The sequence below is a fragment of the Actinoplanes sp. NPDC026670 genome (genome assembly GCF_040638175.1).
Taxonomy (GTDB): Bacteria; Actinomycetota; Actinomycetes; order Mycobacteriales; family Micromonosporaceae; genus Actinoplanes.
Genome location: NZ_JBEZXU010000001.1, coordinates 105,082 through 122,610 on the forward strand (window position 1 = coordinate 105,082; position 17,529 = coordinate 122,610).

General features: G+C 71.9%; 9 protein-coding genes. 4 read left to right on the top strand and 5 right to left on the bottom strand.

Features of this window, described 5'->3' with window-relative positions; translation table 11 throughout:
• The first annotated feature begins 32 nt into the window (after positions 1-32).
• On the top strand, positions 33-11,105 hold the full coding sequence (locus tag AB0E94_RS00480; RefSeq protein WP_360320142.1) for an amino acid adenylation domain-containing protein: 11,073 nt from the start codon (positions 33-35) through the stop codon (positions 11,103-11,105).
• Here AB0E94_RS00480 and AB0E94_RS00485 read toward each other — a convergent pair.
• Complete coding sequence (locus AB0E94_RS00485; RefSeq protein WP_360320145.1) at positions 11,067-11,789, bottom strand: GntR family transcriptional regulator; 723 nt, start codon at positions 11,787-11,789, stop codon at positions 11,067-11,069. The two genes, AB0E94_RS00480 and AB0E94_RS00485, sit on opposite strands and share 39 nt — an antisense overlap.
• A 68-nt stretch (positions 11,790-11,857) precedes the next feature.
• On the opposite strand from AB0E94_RS00485, the gene deoC reads away from it, so the two are divergent.
• Positions 11,858-12,553 (top strand): deoxyribose-phosphate aldolase, encoded by a 696-nt coding sequence (deoC, locus tag AB0E94_RS00490; RefSeq protein WP_360320148.1) that lies wholly within the window; start codon positions 11,858-11,860, stop codon positions 12,551-12,553.
• A gap of 187 nt (positions 12,554-12,740) precedes the next feature.
• On the top strand, positions 12,741-13,646 hold the full coding sequence (locus tag AB0E94_RS00495) for an aminotransferase class IV (RefSeq protein WP_360320151.1): 906 nt from the start codon (positions 12,741-12,743) through the stop codon (positions 13,644-13,646).
• Between the two features lie 225 nt (positions 13,647-13,871).
• Here AB0E94_RS00495 and AB0E94_RS00500 read toward each other — a convergent pair whose 3' ends face one another.
• The 3 genes from AB0E94_RS00500 to AB0E94_RS00510 form a co-directional block, all read right to left on the bottom strand.
• The gene (locus tag AB0E94_RS00500; RefSeq protein ID WP_360320154.1) at positions 13,872-14,330 is read right to left on the bottom strand and encodes a hypothetical protein; all 459 of its coding nucleotides are present in this window, start codon (positions 14,328-14,330) and stop codon (positions 13,872-13,874) included.
• 360 nt (positions 14,331-14,690) lie between these two features.
• Positions 14,691-15,395 (bottom strand): HAD family hydrolase, encoded by a 705-nt coding sequence (locus tag AB0E94_RS00505; protein ID WP_360320157.1) that lies wholly within the window; start codon positions 15,393-15,395, stop codon positions 14,691-14,693.
• A gap of 19 nt (positions 15,396-15,414) precedes the next feature.
• Positions 15,415-15,876 carry a cupin domain-containing protein gene (locus AB0E94_RS00510; protein WP_360320160.1) on the bottom strand — a complete coding sequence of 154 codons (462 nt, stop codon included), beginning with the start codon at positions 15,874-15,876 and terminating at the stop codon, positions 15,415-15,417.
• Positions 15,877-16,069: 193 nt separating this feature from the next.
• Here AB0E94_RS00510 and AB0E94_RS00515 point away from each other — a divergent pair, with 193 nt between their 5' ends.
• Positions 16,070-16,582, top strand: coding sequence for a flavin reductase family protein (locus AB0E94_RS00515; protein ID WP_360320163.1), 513 nt, complete (start codon positions 16,070-16,072; stop codon positions 16,580-16,582).
• Between the two features lie 22 nt (positions 16,583-16,604).
• Here the strand turns inward: AB0E94_RS00515 and AB0E94_RS00520 are convergent, their stop codons facing one another.
• Complete coding sequence (locus tag AB0E94_RS00520; protein ID WP_360320166.1) at positions 16,605-17,477, bottom strand: LysR substrate-binding domain-containing protein; 873 nt, start codon at positions 17,475-17,477, stop codon at positions 16,605-16,607.
• Between the last annotated feature and the right edge of the window lie 52 nt (positions 17,478-17,529).

The window sequence follows — 17,529 nt, forward strand, 5'->3', positions numbered from 1 at the left end:
TGAGGGTTGCGTCCGTCGATAGGCTGATGATCATGACGCTGACCGATGTGCTGACCCGAGCCGCGACCATCGCACCAGGTCAGGGCATCGTTCACGCGGACCGGTTCGTCAGCTACGCCGAGCTTTTCGCCGACGCGCTGCGCATCGGCGGCGGCCTGCGCGAGGCGGGCGTGTCCCCCGGCGATCCGCTTCCGATCGTCGCCGACGACGGGGCGGACTTCCTCGGCCTCTTCTGGGGCGCGGTGTTTGCGGGCGCCGTACCGGTGCCGCTGCCGCCGGAGCCGAACCGCCTCGCCGCCGTCTGGCGTCACCTCGACGGCCCGCCCCTGGCGGGCGACACCGCGACGCCCGGCGGCACCTTGCTGTCCCCCCGCGACCTGCGGTCCGCGTTGCCGTTGACAACCCCTCATCCGGTACGGCCGGACGACCTCGCCTTCCTCCAGTTCTCCTCCGGGAGCACCGGAACGCCCAAAGGTGTCGAACTGACCCACGCCAACGTCCTCGCCAACCTGGGACAGAGCGCTCAGGCCGGGGCGCTGACCAGTGACGACGTGTTCGTGACGTGGATGCCGTACTTCCACGACATGGGCCTGATCGGCACCCACCTGGCCCCGTTGTACGCCCGCTGCCGCCAGATCCGGATCAGCCCGCTGGCGTTCGCGAAGCGCCCCGCGCTGTGGCTGGCCACCGCCTCCCAGCATCGGGCGACCGTGCTGTCCGCCGCGAACTTCGCCCTGGCCCTGGTCAACCGCCGGGTCCCACAGCCGGACCTGGACGGCCTGGACCTGACCAGCGTCCGCCTGCTGATGGTCGGCGCCGAACCCATCTCCCCTTCGGTCTGGCACACCTTCGCCACCCGACTCCGGCCGGCGGGCCTGCGCCCGGGAGCTCTCCAGCCGGTGTACGGCCTGGCCGAGGCCACCGTCGCGGTCGCGTGCCCGCCACTCGGCGAGCCCGCCATCCCGGTGACCCTGAGTCGGACGGCCCTCTCCCGAGGCGTGGCCCTCCCCGCCCTTCCCTCCGGCCCCGCGTCCTCAGCCACTGCCGGGGACGACTCGCGGGTGGTCGCGCTGATGGACGTCGGCTATCCGGTGCCGGGCTGTGAGCTGCGCATCGTGGACGATGCGGGGAAGGTGCTGGAGGACAGCCTCGTCGGCCATCTCCAGGTGCGCGGCCCGAACGTCACCCGCGGCTACCACCGGGACCCGGCCGCGACGGCGGCGGCCTTCGACGGCGAGTGGCTCCGAACCGGCGACATCGGTTTCCTGAGGTCCGGCCGCCTGGTGGTGACCGGCCGCCACAAGGACGTCCTGTTCCTCAACGGCCGCAACTTCCACGCATCCGATCTGGAAGAACTGGCCGCCGCAACCCCGGGCCTGGCCGCCGGCCCGATAGCCGTGGTCGGCGCCACCGACCCGGCCACCGGCCACGAACGGGTAGCCGTCTACCTGTCGATCCCCGCCGTCCGCCCCGACCCGGCGGGCCTGCCCACCCGGGTCCGGGCCCGGATTGCCGAGGCCCTGGCCCACGACGACATCCGGGTGGAGGTCCTGCCGAACGGCGCCTTCACCCGGACCACCAGCGGCAAACTGCGCCGCCACCCCCTACGCGAACGCCTCGCCACCTCCCTGCCCCACCCCGGCTGGCCGTCACCGTCGTCCGGGCCGGCGGACGACAGCGGTGAGAGCCAGCCGGGTCCGGTGGCGGGGGCGGGGGCTCCGCTCGGACGGGCTGATGTGGAGCGGGTGGTCCGGGAGATCTGGGCACGGGTGCTCGGCGTTCCGGAGGAGGCGATCGGGCCGGATGATCGATTCCTGGCGATCGGTGGATCCTCGCTGCGGGCCCTGGAGGTGCTGGCGGGGCTGGAGGACGCGTTCGGCCGTACCCTCGATCCGGCGATGCTCCGGGATTGCCCGACAGTTCCGGCTTTCGCGGATCGGCTGCTGGCCGCCCCCGGGCGTGAAGTCGCCGGGGAGCCGAGCGGTCCGGCGCCGGCGGCCGCTGATCAACGGCTGGCGGTCATCGGGATGGCGTGCCGGTTCCCGGGGGCGGACACGCCTGAGGAGTTCTGGGCGAACCTGCTGGCCGGGCGGGACAGCGTCACTCCGGTCGGCCGATGGCCCGGGGGCGGGCACGGCGCCTTCCTGACGGATCCAGCCTCCTTCGACGCCGGATATTTCGGGATCAGCGAGGACGAGGCGCGACTGCTGGACCCGCACGCCCGGATCTTCCTCGAGCTCGCCCACGAAGCCCTGGAACGATCCGGCTACGCCGGCCCACGCCGCAGATCCCGCAAGATCGGCGTCTTCGCGGCCGTCGGCGAAAGCGGCTACCAGGAGATCATCGCCGGGAACCAGGCGACCGGGTCCCACGCGCTCACCGGGAGCCTGCGTAACCTGATCGCCGCCCGGGTTGCGCACCTCCTGGACCTGCACGGCCCGGCGATAGCCGTCGACACCGCCTGCTCCTCGGCTCTGGTGGCGTTGCACCTGGCCCGGCGCAGCCTGACCGCCGGCGACTGCGACCTCGCGATCGTGGGCGGCGTCAACCTGAACCTGACACCCACCGGCGAGACCCTGCTGACCGCCGCGCAGGCGCTGTCGCCCACCGGCCGATGCCGGGCGTTCGACGCGGACGCGGACGGGTTCGTGCCGGGGGAGGGTGGGGCGGCGCTGGTTCTGACCAGGTTCGCCGATGCCGGCGAGGATCAGATTCTTGCGGTGGTACGCGGCAGCGCCGTCAACAACGACGGCCGTTCGTTGAGTCTGATGGCGCCGAATCCGCTGCTGCAGCGTGAGGTCATCGCGGACGCGTACCGTGAATGCGGGGTTGATCCGGCCGTGGTCTCCTATGTGGAGGCGCACGGCACCGGCACGGCGGTGGGTGACCCGATCGAGGCGCGGTCGCTGGCGCACGCGTTCCCGCCGCGGCCCGACGGCCGTGCCCGGATGCTCGGTTCGGTCAAGACGAACATCGGTCACCTGCTGAATGTGGCCGGCCTGCCCGCGCTGGTGAAGGTGATCCTGGCGCTGAAGCACGGGGAGTTGCCGCCGTCCCTGCACCACGACCGGCCGTCGCCACGGTTCGATCTGGCCGCGGCCGGGTTCGAGGTGGTCACCGAACGACGCCCCTGGCCGGGGCCGCGGACGGCCGGCGTGAACGGTTTCGGCTTCGGCGGAACGAACGCCCACGTGATCCTGGAAGCGGCCGGCAGTGTGATCGGCAGTGGGGTCCGGCACGAGCCGAAGGACGGGCCACACCTGCTGACCCTGTCCGCCCGGTCCGGTCCGGCACTCCGGGCGGCGGCCACCCGACTGGCGGCCCACCTGCGGGAACATCCTGAGCTACCACTGGCGGACGTCTGTGCCTCCGCGTCGGCCGGGCGCGACGAGGCCCCGTACCGCATGGCGATCCTGACCGAGAACGACCTCGCCGAGCAGCTGGCCGTGGCGGAACCCGGACCGCCGCCGGCCCGCCCGGCCCGGGTGGCCTTCCTGTTCGCCGACCAGGGCGCCCAGCGCCCCGGTCAGGGCGCTGACCTGTATGCCACGGCCCCTGTGTTCCGGGCCGTCCTGGACGAGGTGTCGGCCGCGACAGGTCCGGTGGCCGGCCGTTCGCTTGTCGACTGGTGCACCGACCCGGCCATCCCCGAGTCCGATCTGGCCCACACCGAGGTGACCCGGCCGCTGGTGGTCGCGTTCGCGGTGGCGCAGGCCGCACAGTTGATCGCCTACGGCATCCAGCCGGCGACCGCGGCCGGCGACGGTCTCGGCGAACTGGCCGCGGCCATGACCTCGGGCCGGCTGACGGCGGTGGAGGCCGTCAGGACGGCCGCCGGACCGGACCGCCCGACCGCCCACCCGGCCCGTTTCGAGGACACGATCGACAGGTTGCGCGCGGACGGCTTCGGCCCGATGGTCGAGGTGGGTGCGTCGGTCACCCTTTCCTCCGCGGTCCGCGGAACGACGGTCCGCCCGGCTGGGAACGACGCGTCCGCGCTCCTGCGGACGGTGGGTGCCCTGTGGTCGGCGGGCGCTTCCCTGGACCGCACCCTCCTGGACGCCGGAACCCGTCGGGTGGACGTGCCGACGTACCCCTTCCAGCGCCGCCGCTACTGGATCACCGACCCGCCCGGCCCGGCGCTGTCGGTCCCGGCCTGGACGCCGTCCCCGCTGCCGCCCGCCGCGGCGCCGATTCCCGCGACGGTCGTCGTCGCTGGTTCCGGCGATCCCGCTGACGCCCTGGCGGCGATCACCGCGACCCCCCGGGACGGCTTCCTGCTGCTGGTCACCCGCGACCTGTTCGCGACGGGCGACAACCCTCCGGACCCCCGGCATGCGGTCTGGTCCGGCTTGGCGATGGCTTTCGCCGACGAAAACCCGGATGCGAGGGTACGGCTACTCGATCTCACCTCCGCCGACCCGGAGGCGTCCCGTCGCTTCGCTCTGCGACAGGAGGCCGACAGCCCACCCCGTCCAGGCCTGGCCGAACTCGTGGCCTGGCGAAACGGCCGCCGCCTGACCCGCTCGTTCACTCCCGTGGCGTCCACCGAACCGTTGATCCCACCGGCGGACGGCAGCTACCTGATCGTCGGCGGCGCCGGTGCGGCCGGCGCCGAGATCGCCCGCCACCTGGCCCGCCGTGGCCGGCCGACGTTGCTGCTGGCGGGCCGTTCCGCCGAACCGGCCGCGCTCCTGGCCGAACTCCGCGAACTGGGCGCGACCGCCGACTACCGCATCGCCGACGTGACAGTCGAGGAGGACGTCACGGCCCTGGTGGCGGACCGCCACTTCGACATCGTGATCCAGGCCGCCGGCGTGGCCCGGCCGGGCAGCCTCCGCGCGAAGTCCGCCGCGGAGATCACCGCCGGCCTGTCCGCGAAGGTCCACGGAACGATCCTGCTGACCCGCGCCCTGGCCGACCGCAGTCCACTGGTGATCGCGCTGTCCTCGATCTCGTCGGTCCTCCCGGGGCTGGCCGGCGCGGTGGGCGACTACGTGGCCGGCAACGTCTTCCTGGACACGTTCGCAGCCACCGAACAGGCAGCCGGCCGCCGATTCGTCACGGTCAACCTGCCCGTCCTGACCGGAGGCGGCCTGGCCACCGGACACGGCCTGCTCCCACCCACCGGCGCCCTCCCCCTGAACCAACTCCCAGAAACCTTGTGGGCCGCCGCCACCCTGAACACCCCCCAGGTCCTGGCCACCCCCACCACCGAACTCTCGCCCGGGGCGACCGCGACGGCCTCGCCGGGGGCGACCGCGACGGCGTCGTCCCGGGTGGCTGCGGTGGCGTCGCCTGGGGTTACCGTGATCGTGGCGGCCGAAGTGACGGCGAACGCAGCGTCGGCCGAGGTGACCGCGGCCGAAGTGACGGCGAACGCGGCGTCGGCCGAGGAGACCGCGGCCGAGCGGGACGAGTTGGTGGCACTCGTGCGGGAACTGCTGGCCGGCCCACTCGAACGGGAACCCGACTCCATCGGCCTCGACGAGCCGTTCCTCGCTCTGGGCCTCGACTCCCTGACCGCCGTCGACCTGGTCAAGGAGCTGGAGGAACGCCTCGGCCGAACCCTGTCGACAACGCTGTTCTTCGAGCACCGAACGGTCGGCGAGCTGACCGCCCACCTGGCCCCACCAACGGCCAGCCGTCGCTCAGCCACCGAATCCGCCCCGCAGAACCTCGCTGAGGTACGGCCAGCCGTCGCTGACGGCGGTTATGAGGGTGCCGAAGGGCGCGTGAGCGACGGCTGGGTGGTTGGTTGTGGTGCGGCGGGCGGGCAGGTTCGGCGAGCCGTCGCTGACGGCGGTTATGAGGGCGCCGAAAGGCGCGTGAGCGACGGCTTGCGGTCTTTGGGGTTTCCGTTCAGTCCGGTGCAGCGGGCGTTTGTGACCACGGGACGGCTCTATCCGGAGGTGCCGGCCTATGCCTGTGTCGGACAGACGCTGGCCGGGGCGGTGGACGCGGAGCGGTTGGCGCTTGCGTTCGCTGAACTGGAACGCCGCCATCCGATGTTGCGGGTCCGGTTCGGTCCGGGAGGCCAGTACTTCGCCGCTCCGGTCGACGGCTGGCCCGGGTGGTTCACCGTGGTTGATCGGCTGGCTCGCACCGCTGTCTCCGACGGCTCGCGACAGCGGTCAGAGCCGGCCGGGGGTACCGGCGTGGACGCGGAGTGGGAGGTGGAGCTGCGGAACCGGACGTTTGATCTTGAGCGCGAAGGGCCGGTTCGGGCTGTGCTTGCGGTCGGGGGCGGGGCGGCGCGGCTCGTTGTCGTGGCGCACCATGCGGCGGCTGACGGCTACAGCCTTGCGGTTCTGGGGGACGAACTGTGGGCGCTCTATGGCGGCGGTGAGCTGGAGGCGGCGCCGGCGGCTACCTTTGCGGAACACGAGACTGCGCCGAGTGAGGCCGATATTGATCACTGGCGTGCCGAGTTGGCGGGGTATCCGCGACTTGCCCTGCCGTTCGACGGGGAGGTCGATGGTGAGCCTGGTGGGCCGTACCTCGTACATCAGGAGGCTCTTGATCCGGAAGTGAGCCGGCGGCTGGCCGAGACCGCGCGGCAGGCCGGGGTCTCGCTCTTCCATCTGTTGCTCGCCGGGTATGTGCGCTGCCTGGCACGTTGGAGCGGGCAGAGTGACGTGCCCGTCTCGGTGGCGCGGGCGGGCCGGGCGAGCCGGCTGCCGGGTGTCGACCGGATGGTCGGGCCGTTCGCGGACACGCTTCCGGTGCTGGTGCGGGTTCGGCCGGGGGAGAGCGGCGCCGAGCTGGCCGGGCGGATCCGGGAGTTGTGGCTGACCGCTGAGCAGCACGGTTCGGTGTCCACTATTGATCTGGCTCGGATGCTCACTGCGGATGGGGCCGGGCCACGGACGGCGAGCCCGGCAAGTTTCAGTTTCGCCCGGTTCCCGAATGCCGGGGCGACCGCGGCGGGTGTCCTCGCCACGACCGCGGCAACGGCGTCCGCGGCCACCCGGCTCGGTCTGGTGTGTTTCGAGGCGCACGGCACGCTGCACTTCTCGTGGAACCATCCGGCGGCCCTGTTCACCGAAGCGACCATCAGGCGTCTCGCCGCCGAGCACCTGGCGGAGATCATCGCGCTGGTGGAGCAGGGCGCGGAGCCGAGCGCGGAGCCGAGCGCGGGGCAGGGCACGGGGCAGGGCGAGGGGCGGCGCGCCGGGGTGGTCGAGCGGATTCGGGCGCAGTGTGGCCGTACCCCCGATGGGATTGCCGTTCTGAGCGACGGCGTGCCGCTCAGCTATCGCGGGCTGGATGCCGCGTCGGATCGCCTCGCGGGCCGGCTCGTGGTCGGCGGCAGCCGCCGGATCGGGCTGCTGACCAGCCCGGGAGCGGCCACGGTGATCGGTGTCGTCGGGATTCTCAAGGCCGGCGCGGCGTGGGTGCCGATGGACGCCGCGCACCCGCCGGCCCGGATCGCGGGGCTGCTCGCCAGGGCCGGGGTGACCGAGGTCGTCCACGACTCCGGGACGCGGGCGGTCGCCGAAGCGCTCGGGGCGGCGTTCACACTGGTGGACGCCGAGGCGGCGGGCGAGACGCCGCCGCTGCCGGATCGGGTCGAGAGCGGTGACACTGCGTACATCATCTTCACCTCCGGTTCGACCGGGCGGCCGAAGGGTGTGGTGGTCGGGCACCTGGCGATGGCCGGCTATCTGGATTGGGCGATCGATGCTTTCGGTTACCGGGCGGATGATCGGCTCGCGCAGACCGCGTCGATTTCCTTCGATGCTTCGGTACGGCAGATCCTGGCCCCGTTGCTGGTCGGAGCAACTGTCGTGGCCTGGAATCGGGACACGATCCGGGATCCGGAGTTGCTCGTCGAGCTCCTGGCCCGGGACCGGGTGACGGTGTGGAGTTCGGTTCCGACGTTGTGGGAGCGGCTGCTGACCGCCGCCGAGCAGAGCCGCCCCGACCTGTCCCGGCTACGCTGGGTACACGTCGGTGGGGAGGTGCTGTCGCCGGCGCATGTGCGGCGATGGTTCGACCTGCTCGGTCCGGGACAGCGGATCACCAACCTGTACGGACCCACCGAGACCACGATCAACGCGACCTGGCACCTGATCACCGAACGGCCGGCCGACGACGTGACGCGCCTGCCGATCGGCCGCCCGGCCGGCGGGGCGGAGATCGAGATCGCCGGGCCGGACGGGGAGATCTGGATCGGCGGCGCCGGACTGGCCGACGGCTATCTCGACGACCCGGAGCAGACCGCGGCGGTGTTCGTGGCACGGGACGGCCGGCGCTGGTACCGCAGCGGCGACCTCGGGACCCTCGACGCCGACGGGGTTCTCTGGTTCCGTGGGCGCGCCGACGACCAGGTGAAACTGCACGGGTACCGGATCGAGCCGGGCGAGGTCGAGGCGGTGCTGCGGCAACATCCGGAGGTGGTACGGGCGGCGGTCCTCGTCGACGGTGGCCGGCTCGTGGCATGGGTGCAGTCGTCGTCCGTGGACGGTCCCGCGCTGCGGGCGTACCTGGCCGGGCTGCTGCCCGGATATCTGGTGCCGTCCCGGTTCGAGGTGGCGGGGGAGTTGCCGCTCACCGCCGCCGGGAAGATCGACAGGTCCGGCCTGCGGGCCGGGCCGGCTGTCGCGGAGCCGGGTATCACGGGGACCGCGACCGAACGGCTACTCGCCGAACTGTGGTCCCGCCAGCTCGGGGTCGCATCGGTCCGGCCGGAGGACGACTTCTTCGCGCTGGGTGGGGACTCGATCGGCGTGCTGGAGCTGTTCGCGAGCCTGAGCGAACACCGGCCGGCACTGCCCCGGCCCACGGTCCTCTACCGGCATCGCACCCTGACCGCGCTCGCGGCCGTCATCGACGCGACGACCGACGGCGAGACGACTCCGGCCGGCACGTCCGGCGGCGACTTCGCGGTGACCGCCACCCAGCGTGGATTCCTGCTGGCCGACGCGTTCGGGGCGCCGTCGACCTGGCTGGCGGCGCCGCGCCTGCACGGGCCGCTCGATGTCGAACGCTTCCGGCGGGCGGTGGCGGTGCTGGTCGCGCGGCATCCGATGCTGCGGACCGTCTTCCCCCGGGACGCGCGGCCGCCGGTGCAGCGCGAGCTCCCGTCGGTGACACCTGTCGTCGGCTACGAACCCGCCCCGCGACCGCTCGACGAGGAACTGGCGGCCGAGCGGGAACACCGGTTCGACCCGGCGCAGTGGCCGCTCGTCCGGTTGCGGCTGCTCCGCTACGGGCCGGAGGAGCACGTCCTGATGGTGCACGCGCATCATCTGGCCGGGGACGGCTACAGCGTGGCGCTGCTGATGCGGGAACTGCTCGCCGTCTACGACGGTGGCCGGCTCGAACCGATCCGGGCGACATTCCGGGAGTACGTGTCGCGGTTGGCGGGAATGCCGTCCGAGATCGCCCCGCACGACGGTGGCCCGATCCGCGTCGGCGGGGCGATCACCACCGCCGGGTTCACCGTGCGCGACACCGCTGGCCTGCGGGAACTGGCCGCCGCTGCCGGGGTGACCCCGTTCGTGCCGGTGCTGACCGCCTACCACCGGGCGCTCGCGTCGGTGACCGGCCGTCCAGACCCGGTGATCGGCGTCGCGGTGACCGGGCGTGATCACGCGATGGCCGACCTGGGCCGGGTCTTCGGCCCGTGCGCCACCGCGATCGCCGTCCGGCCCGGCCCCGGAGCGGGCCCGGCGGAGGTGTCGGCAGCCGTCATCGATGCCCGGACCAGGACGTTCACCGCGCCACAGGGGTGGCGGCACTTCTTCACCTACCTGGACTTCGGTGCGCTCGGCGCGGTCCGGGGTGAGACGCTGCGCCTGGCCTGGGACGACACGGACGCCGAACTCGCCGTCCCGCCGGGGACCGAGGTGCTGCTCGCGGTCCGCCCGGTCGGCGGGGGACTGCGCCTCACGCTCCGTGCTCGCCTGTCACAGTCGGTCACCGACGAGCTGGCCGCCGCCATCGCCGCCGACCTGGCCGCCCCCGCGGCTGTCCCGGACCGCGATCTTGTCCGCCGGCCCACCGAATCCGGTGGAGCAGCGGCCGAGATCCGCGGCGGTACGCCCTTGACCGCCGGACTTGTCGGATATCTGCCGGTGCCTGAGCAGGTCACCGCGTTGCCCGAGGCGGTTCGGCGGCTCCTGCCCGCGCTGGACCGGGAGACCATCCGCCGGACGATCTTCCCGGACGGGCGGGCACGACTGCTGGAGACCGTCGACACCCCGCTGGGCCGGTCCGGGTTCGTCGCGGTGCCCCGCTTCGCCGACGAGCTGGGGAGCCCCGGCCTGGCCGAACACGTCGCCGAAGCCGTCGATCTGGCCGCTGGGCAGGGGGCGCGGACGGTCTCGCTCGCGGGAATGATTCCGGCCAACACGAATTACGGGGCGGCCGTTTCCCCGTACCGCCGAAGCGACGTGAACCTCACCACCGGCCATGCGGTGACCGCGGCCGCGGTGGTCCGAACCGTTCTTGCGGCCCTGGCCGCCCGCGACCGCAAGCTGCCGGACAACGTCGTCGCCGTCCTCGGTCTGGGTTCGATCGGCACGTCGTCGCTGAGCCTGCTGCTGGCCCGCGCCGAAGCTCCGGCGGGCCTGATCCTGTGTGACCTGCCGGCCGCCGCGCCGCGCCTGCGCGAGCTGGCCGCGAGCCTGGACGTCCCGGCCGAGGTGGCGACGAGCGCCGACGCGGTCTACCGGGCCGACGTGATCATCGCGGCGACCAGCAGCGGCCCCCGCACGCTCGACGTGGACCGGCTACGTCCGGGCACGATCCTGGTCGACGACTCGTTCCCGCACTGTTTCGACACGTCCCGCGCCCTGGCCCGGATGCGCACCCGCGGCGACGTCCTGATCGTCGGCGGTGGCCTGCTGGACTGCGGCCGGACCGTCCGGACCGCGGCTCCCGGACTGCCGGCGATCGACCGTCACCTGCCGGGGACGATCGCGTCGTGCCAGCTGGAGTCCCTGCTGCACGCCGCCGTACCCGGGTTGCCGCTGCTGGACGGCCCGGTACGCCCGGAGCAGGCGGCCGCCTACTGGAACGCGCTCGATCACGCCGGGATCGAGGCCGCCCCGCTGCACCTACTGAACGAGAGGCTCGACCCCGAACGCGACGTCTAGCCGGTAGCGGTCGCCGGCGTACCGGGACTCGCTGAGCTCGAGCGGCCGCTCGTTCTGGTCGAGGATCAGCCGTTCCTCGATCAGCAGCGCCGAGCCGACCGGGACGCCCAGCTCGTGCGCGTCCTCCTCGGTGGCCGCCTCGGCGCGGATCGTCGACGTGCCGTGCACGGGGGTGTGACCGAGTTTGACCAGTGCCTCGTGCACCGAGCGGGACAGGTCGGCGGCGAGCAGGTCGCCGACCGTGCCCGGGTACATGGCCCGCTCGAACGCGATCGGCTCGTCGTCGGCGAACCGGACCCGGTGGATCGCGAACACGTCGCCCTTACGCAGGCGCAGCCGGGTCGCCTCGATCGCGGTGGGCGGGCGCAGCTCGGCCACGACCACCTTGGCCCATGGTCGTTTGCCCTGCTTGCGGATCTCCTCGCTGAGCCGGATCAGGTGGTCGGCGCGGCGTGGCCCGCTGGGCACGGCGACGAACGTGCCCCGCCCCGGCGCACGGTAGACGAGACCGTCGTTGACCAGCTGGGTCACGGCGGCGCGGGCGGTCATCCGGCTGACGCCGTGCTCGCGGGCGAGCTCCGGCTCGGACGGCAGCGGGTCGTGTGGCCGGGACTTCGCGATCTGTGCGCGCAGCGCCTGTTCGATGCGGAAGTAGCGCGGCGAGAAATCGGGATCCCCGGACATGACGCACACCCTACCGACACCTCCAGACTGTCTAGACAACCACCTGTCTAGACAGCTAACGTCCAGCCATGAACTTCACCGTGCCGCAGATCGCGAAGATGATCGACCACTCCATCCTCCGGCCCGAGTTCACCCTGGAAGACCTGCGCGAAGGCTGCGCGATCGCCAAGAAGTACGACGTCGCCTCGGTGTGCGTGCGCCCGTGCGACGTGACGGTCGCGGTCGATCTGCTGCGCGGCACCAACGTCATGGTCGGCACCGTCGTCGGCTTCCCGCACGGCGACACCCCCACCTCGGTCAAGATCGCGGAGACCGAGCTGGCCGTGCACCAGGGCGCCAAGGAGATCGACATGGTGCTCAACATCGGCTGGCTGCGCTCCGGCGACATCGCCGCCGTCGAGCACGAGATCGGCCTCCTCGTGAAGGCCGCCGGCACCGCGCACGTCAAGGTCATCCTCGAGACGGCGTACCTCACCGACGAGCAGAAACTCGCCGCCTGCTGGGCTGCCGAGCGCGCCGGCGCGGCGTTCGTGAAGACCTCCACCGGCTTCGCCCCGAAGGGCGCCACCATCGACGACCTCGCGCTGATGCGCTCGGCCGTCTCCCCGCGGGTGCAGGTCAAGGCCTCCGGCGGGGTGCGGACCCTGGACGCGATGATCGCGATGGCCGGCGTCGGCGTGACCCGGTTCGGCACGTCCGCCACCAGCGAGATCCTTCAGGACCTGGCCCGCCGGCAGGTCTCGGTCCCCGGTGGGCGGGCTTAGACCTTTCTGCGGTACGGACGAGCCGGCCCTGACCCGAACTGGGCCGGCTCGTCAACGCCCCGCCTCCCGCGTTCCGCCGCCTGCCGCCGCTCCCTTTCGCGATCTTGTTGACTTCGGTCGCACTTGTCTCGCGGAACTTCACAAGATCGCCGCGGGTGGGCCTTCGTCGCGCCGGTAGGCTGGGCCGATGCTTCAGCGGTACGACGAGCGCAACGCCGGCATCCAGTACTGGGTCAACGGGAATCTGCTGCACCGTGACCAGCCCGGCCTCTCCCCGTTCGACTCGGTGGTCCAGGGCGGTGACGCGGTCTGGGAAGGCCTGCGCCTCTACCGGGGCGCGATCTTCGGGCTCACCGAGCACCTGGCCCGGCTCCGGCGGTCGGCGCTGGCCCTCGGGTTCTCCGACATCCCGTCCGCCGACACGATCATCGAGGCGATCACGGCCACGCTGCGGGCCAACGAGATGGTCGACGGGGTGCACATCCGGCTCACCCTGACCCGCGGGGTGAAGGTGACGAGCGGCATGGACCCGCGGCTCAACCGGGCCGGGCCGACCCTGATCGTGCTGGCCGAGCACAAGCCTCCGGTCTACGACACCGGCGGGCTCACCCTGGCCACGTCGAGCATCCGCCGCCCGGCCCCGGACGTGCTCGACCCGAAGATCCACCACAACAACCTGATCAACTCGATCCTCGCGAAGATCGAGGCGAACGCGGCCGGCGCCGACGACGCCCTCATGCTCGACCAGCGGGGTTTCGTCGCCGAGACGAACGCCACCCACCTGTTCGCCGTGACAGACGGCCGCCTGGTCACCCCGACGACCGCCGCCTGTCCGGAAGGGATCACCCGCCAGACGGTCCTCGACCTCGCCGTCCGGCACGACATCCCGGCGGTGGTCCGTGATGTGTCGCTCACCGAGATGTACACGGCCGACGAGGTGTTCTGCACCGGCACGATGGGCGAGATCGCCGCGGTCACCACGATCGACGGCCGCCGCATCGGCGACGGTTCGGTGGGTCCGCTGACCGCCCGGGTCGCCAAGATCTACCAGGAGCACGCCGCCGCCAACGGCGTCCGCCTCCTCGACGCATGACCCCACACCACGCCTGACCGCGTCGCGTCGTGCTGCCACCACCGGATCCGGCGATGCCTGACCGCGTCGCGTCGTGCTGCCGCCACCGGATCCGGCGATCTTGCGAGTTCCCGGGCGTTGTCATCTTGCGAGTTCTCGGGCGCTGCCGAGTCTTCTGCGGCGCCGAGACTCGCAAGATCAGCGGGAGTTCGGGTGGGAGTTCGGGTGGGAGTTCGAGTGGGAGTTTCAGCGGGAGCTGATGCCCAGCGCGGCCAGGAGTTCGGTGAACGTCTCCTCGGCGAAGGTGTTCTTCGCGGACAGCGCCGCCCGGACCGCATCCGGTTCCGCGTTCAGGCCGGCCTCAGCCGACCAGGCGACGGCCAGTCCGGCGATCTCGTCCGGGGTGTGCGGCAGCGGCGGGGCGCCGAAGGCCTCGGCGTTGTCGGGGTGCAGGTAGGCGGCCCAGCCGACACCGGCCGGGCTGAGCGCCTGAACGTGGGCCATGTCGCTGTCGAGCACCACCGCGACCAGCGCAGGCGCCCCGGTCTCGCCGACCACCTCACTCAGGGCGGCGCTCTCCGGGAAACCGTCGAGCTGCAACTCGTGCCAGCCGCCGGGGAATTCCTTCTCCCAGAGCACGGCCAGTCCGCCGAGCGCCGCCGGCCGCCCGGCCTTCGCCACGTAGATGCCCCCGCTGTACCCCATGCCAGTCCCCTCGATCGATGGATGCGAAATCATCGCACGCCACCGAGGACCGCCAGCCGTCGCTCAGCCCGGTAATGCGCCCCCGAAAGGCACGCTGAGCGACGGCCGGGGCGGTCGGCCGTCGTTCACGGCGGTTTTGCGGTGCGGGAAGGCGCGCTGAGCGACGGCTGGGGTGGTCGGCCGTCGTTCACGCTGGTTTTGCGGTGTGGGAAGGCGCGCTGAGCGACGGCTGGGTGGTCGGCCGTCGGTTACGGCGGTTTTGCGGTGCGGATAACCGTGCTGGGCGACGGCTGGGGTGGTCGGCCGTCGTTCACGGCGGTTTTGCGGTGCGGATAACCGTGCTGGGCGACGGCTGGCGGGCTACAGGCGGTGGGTGGCCAGCTCGTCGTAGAAGGGGAGGGCGGCCTCGACCAGGGGACGCAGCCGCTCCGGAACGTCGGCCCGCGCCGGGTTGTAGGGGGCGAAACCGGTCGACGCGTGCACCGAGGCGTACCAATGTGGCGCCCACACGCCGTCCTCCGGCCGCGGACCCGGCGCCCACGACAGCATCGCCGGGTCGAAGGCGAAGCCGAGGCCCTCGCAGAGAAGCCGCAGCGTGCGCTCGGGATCGCGGAGCACGTCGGCGGAGTCGACCACCGGCCCGCCGAAGGTGCGGAAGATCTCCACCTGCTGCGGGTAGCCGAGGTCTTCGAGGGTCGGTTCGCCGCGCACCTTCGCATATGACGCCACCACGTGCGCGGGGTCGCGGATGAGGAACGCGTGGGTGAGTTTGCCCAGCCAGTCCCGCCCGATCTGCGGTAGCAGGTGGTGGGTCATGTGCTTCTGGTAGAAGACGGCCGGGTCGCCGGGGAGCGGGCCGGTGATGGCGTCGGCGACGTCCTCCCAGCGCTGCGGCTGGGAGGCGAGGATCTCGTCACGGCCGGGGTGGACGAGGCCGGTCGCGGCGAGGTAGTGGGCGTACAGCGGCTCGTCGGAAACGACGGTGTCGGCGCGCGAGCCGAAGCTGCGCATCATCGCCGTGGATATGTTGCGGGGACCTGACCACATCGCGACCCGGATCGTCATGCCCCCATCGTCACACCTGTTACAGCTGCTGTGACTCCGACGAGCCGATCGCGATCGGGCCCACCCATTTCAGGTCGGGGACGTTGACGACGATCGCCTCCTGCGTGGTCCGGGAGATCACCACGACGGCCTCGTTGTCCGGGTCCGGGTTCTCCTCGCGGTGCGGCACCCACGGCGGTACGTAGATGTAGTCCCCGGGTTTGGTGTCGACGCGGATCTCGCCCTTCTCCTCGTCGAGGAAGACGAACGACGGGTTGCCGCTGACCACGTAGATCGCGGTCTCCGATTCGCCGTGGTGGTGGTTGCCGGAGTTGGTGCTCGCGGCCACGTGCGTCTGTCCCATCCAGAGGTTCCGGCTGCCCACGGTGGCCCCGCTGATGGCCTCGACGCGGCGCATCCCGCTGGTCTGCGCGGTGTGCCCACTCAGCGAGTGGGAGGCGATGTGGTGCAGCCGCTGGTGGAACGGATCGTAGTCGCTCATGCCCGCATCCTGGGCCGTCAACCCTGTTTATGTCAATGAGATCCTATCGGTTTACTAGGATATGGGAAGCGGGTTGACGGGCCGTGCTGTCACAGAGCACCGTCGGTGGTGCGAACCTGGCGGCGCGTGACCTCGGGCATCACGTGGCGCCTTCGCGGAGGCAGCACCTGTTGCGACACGATGGAGGCCCGTCATGACCCTGCAAGCCGTCCCCGCCGATACTGTGGACGCCGAACTCTTCCGGCAGCTCCTGCGCCGGCACGCCGCGGCCGTCGTCGTGATCACCGCGCCCGGTGAGCCGGCCACCGGATTCACCGCGACCTCGTTCACCTCGGTCTCGCTGGACCCGCCGCTCGTCTCGTTCTGCCTGGCCAAATCCGCCTCGGCCTGGCCCGCGGTGGCGGCCGCCGACACCGTGGCGGTGCACGTGCTCGGGCAGGAGCAGGAGCATGTGGCGCGCACCTTCTCGACCCGTGGGATCGACCGGCTGGCCGAGCACGGCGCCTGGCAGCCCGGTCCCGGCGGGGTTCCGCTGCTCGACGGCGTGCTGGCCCGCCTGGTCTGCCGGGTGGTCGACCGGGTCGAGGCCGGCGACCACACGATCGTGCTGGCCAGCCCGCTCAGCGGTGAGCACGGGCTGGGCGAGGCGTCCACCCCGCTCGTCTACCATTCCGGCCGCTATGTCGCTCTCGATCATGGCGAGTGACAGCGCTGGCCGGAGGTGGCCCTCAGTGATGGTGAACAGCGTTCGTCAGGATCTTGGTCAGCGCGGTGGCCGCGCCGTCGACCAGGTCGGCCGGCAGGCCGCGGCGAGGCCAGACCGACAGTTCCAGGGGTCGCGGCAACGGCAGGTCGGCGCGGGCGGTCAGCCCGTCCGGACGCTGGCCGAGCGTGGCCATCAGGCCCACCCCGAGGCCGGCGCGGACCGCGGCCTGAACCCCGGCCAGGTGTGCGGCCTCGGCGCCCACCTCGGTCGGCACCTGGTGGGCGGAGAGCGTCTCCAGGGCCAGGCTGCGGATCGCGCACGGCGCGTCGAAGCACACCAGTGGCACCGGCTCACCCGGCGCCGGCGATGTCCAGCCGGGTGCTGAATACCAGGTCAGGTGCAGTTCCCCGACGGTCCGGGCGTCGCTCTCGTGTGCCGGGCCGAGCAGTAGCGCCAGGTCGATACGGCCCTCCTGAAGAGCGGTCCGCAACTGGGCGCCCCGGTCGATCCGGAACCGGATGCGCCGCTCCGGGAAGGTGGCGGCCAGCGCGGTCGTGAGGTCGGGCAGCAGCTGGGCCGCGGCGTGCTCGGTCGACCCGATCACCAGCGTCCGTTCGCCTTCGACGTCGAAGGCGCCGAAGGCGTGCAGGGCCTCGTCGTGCAGGGCCAGGATCCGCCGGGCGTGGTTCAGCAGGGCCTCACCGTCGCTGGTGAACCGGGAACCGCGGCCGTCGCGTTCGACCAGGGCGCGGCCGAGGGCGGTCTCCAGGCGGCGGACGTGCTGGCTGACCGCGCCCTGGCTCAGGTGCAGCGACGTGGCTGCGCGCTGGAATCCACCGCAGTCCGCGACGGCGACGAGGCTGCGCAGCGGAGCGATGTCGAGATACCGACTCATACCTATCAGTCTACTAGGAATTGATTAACGAGCGTGATGGCTTGTCATCACG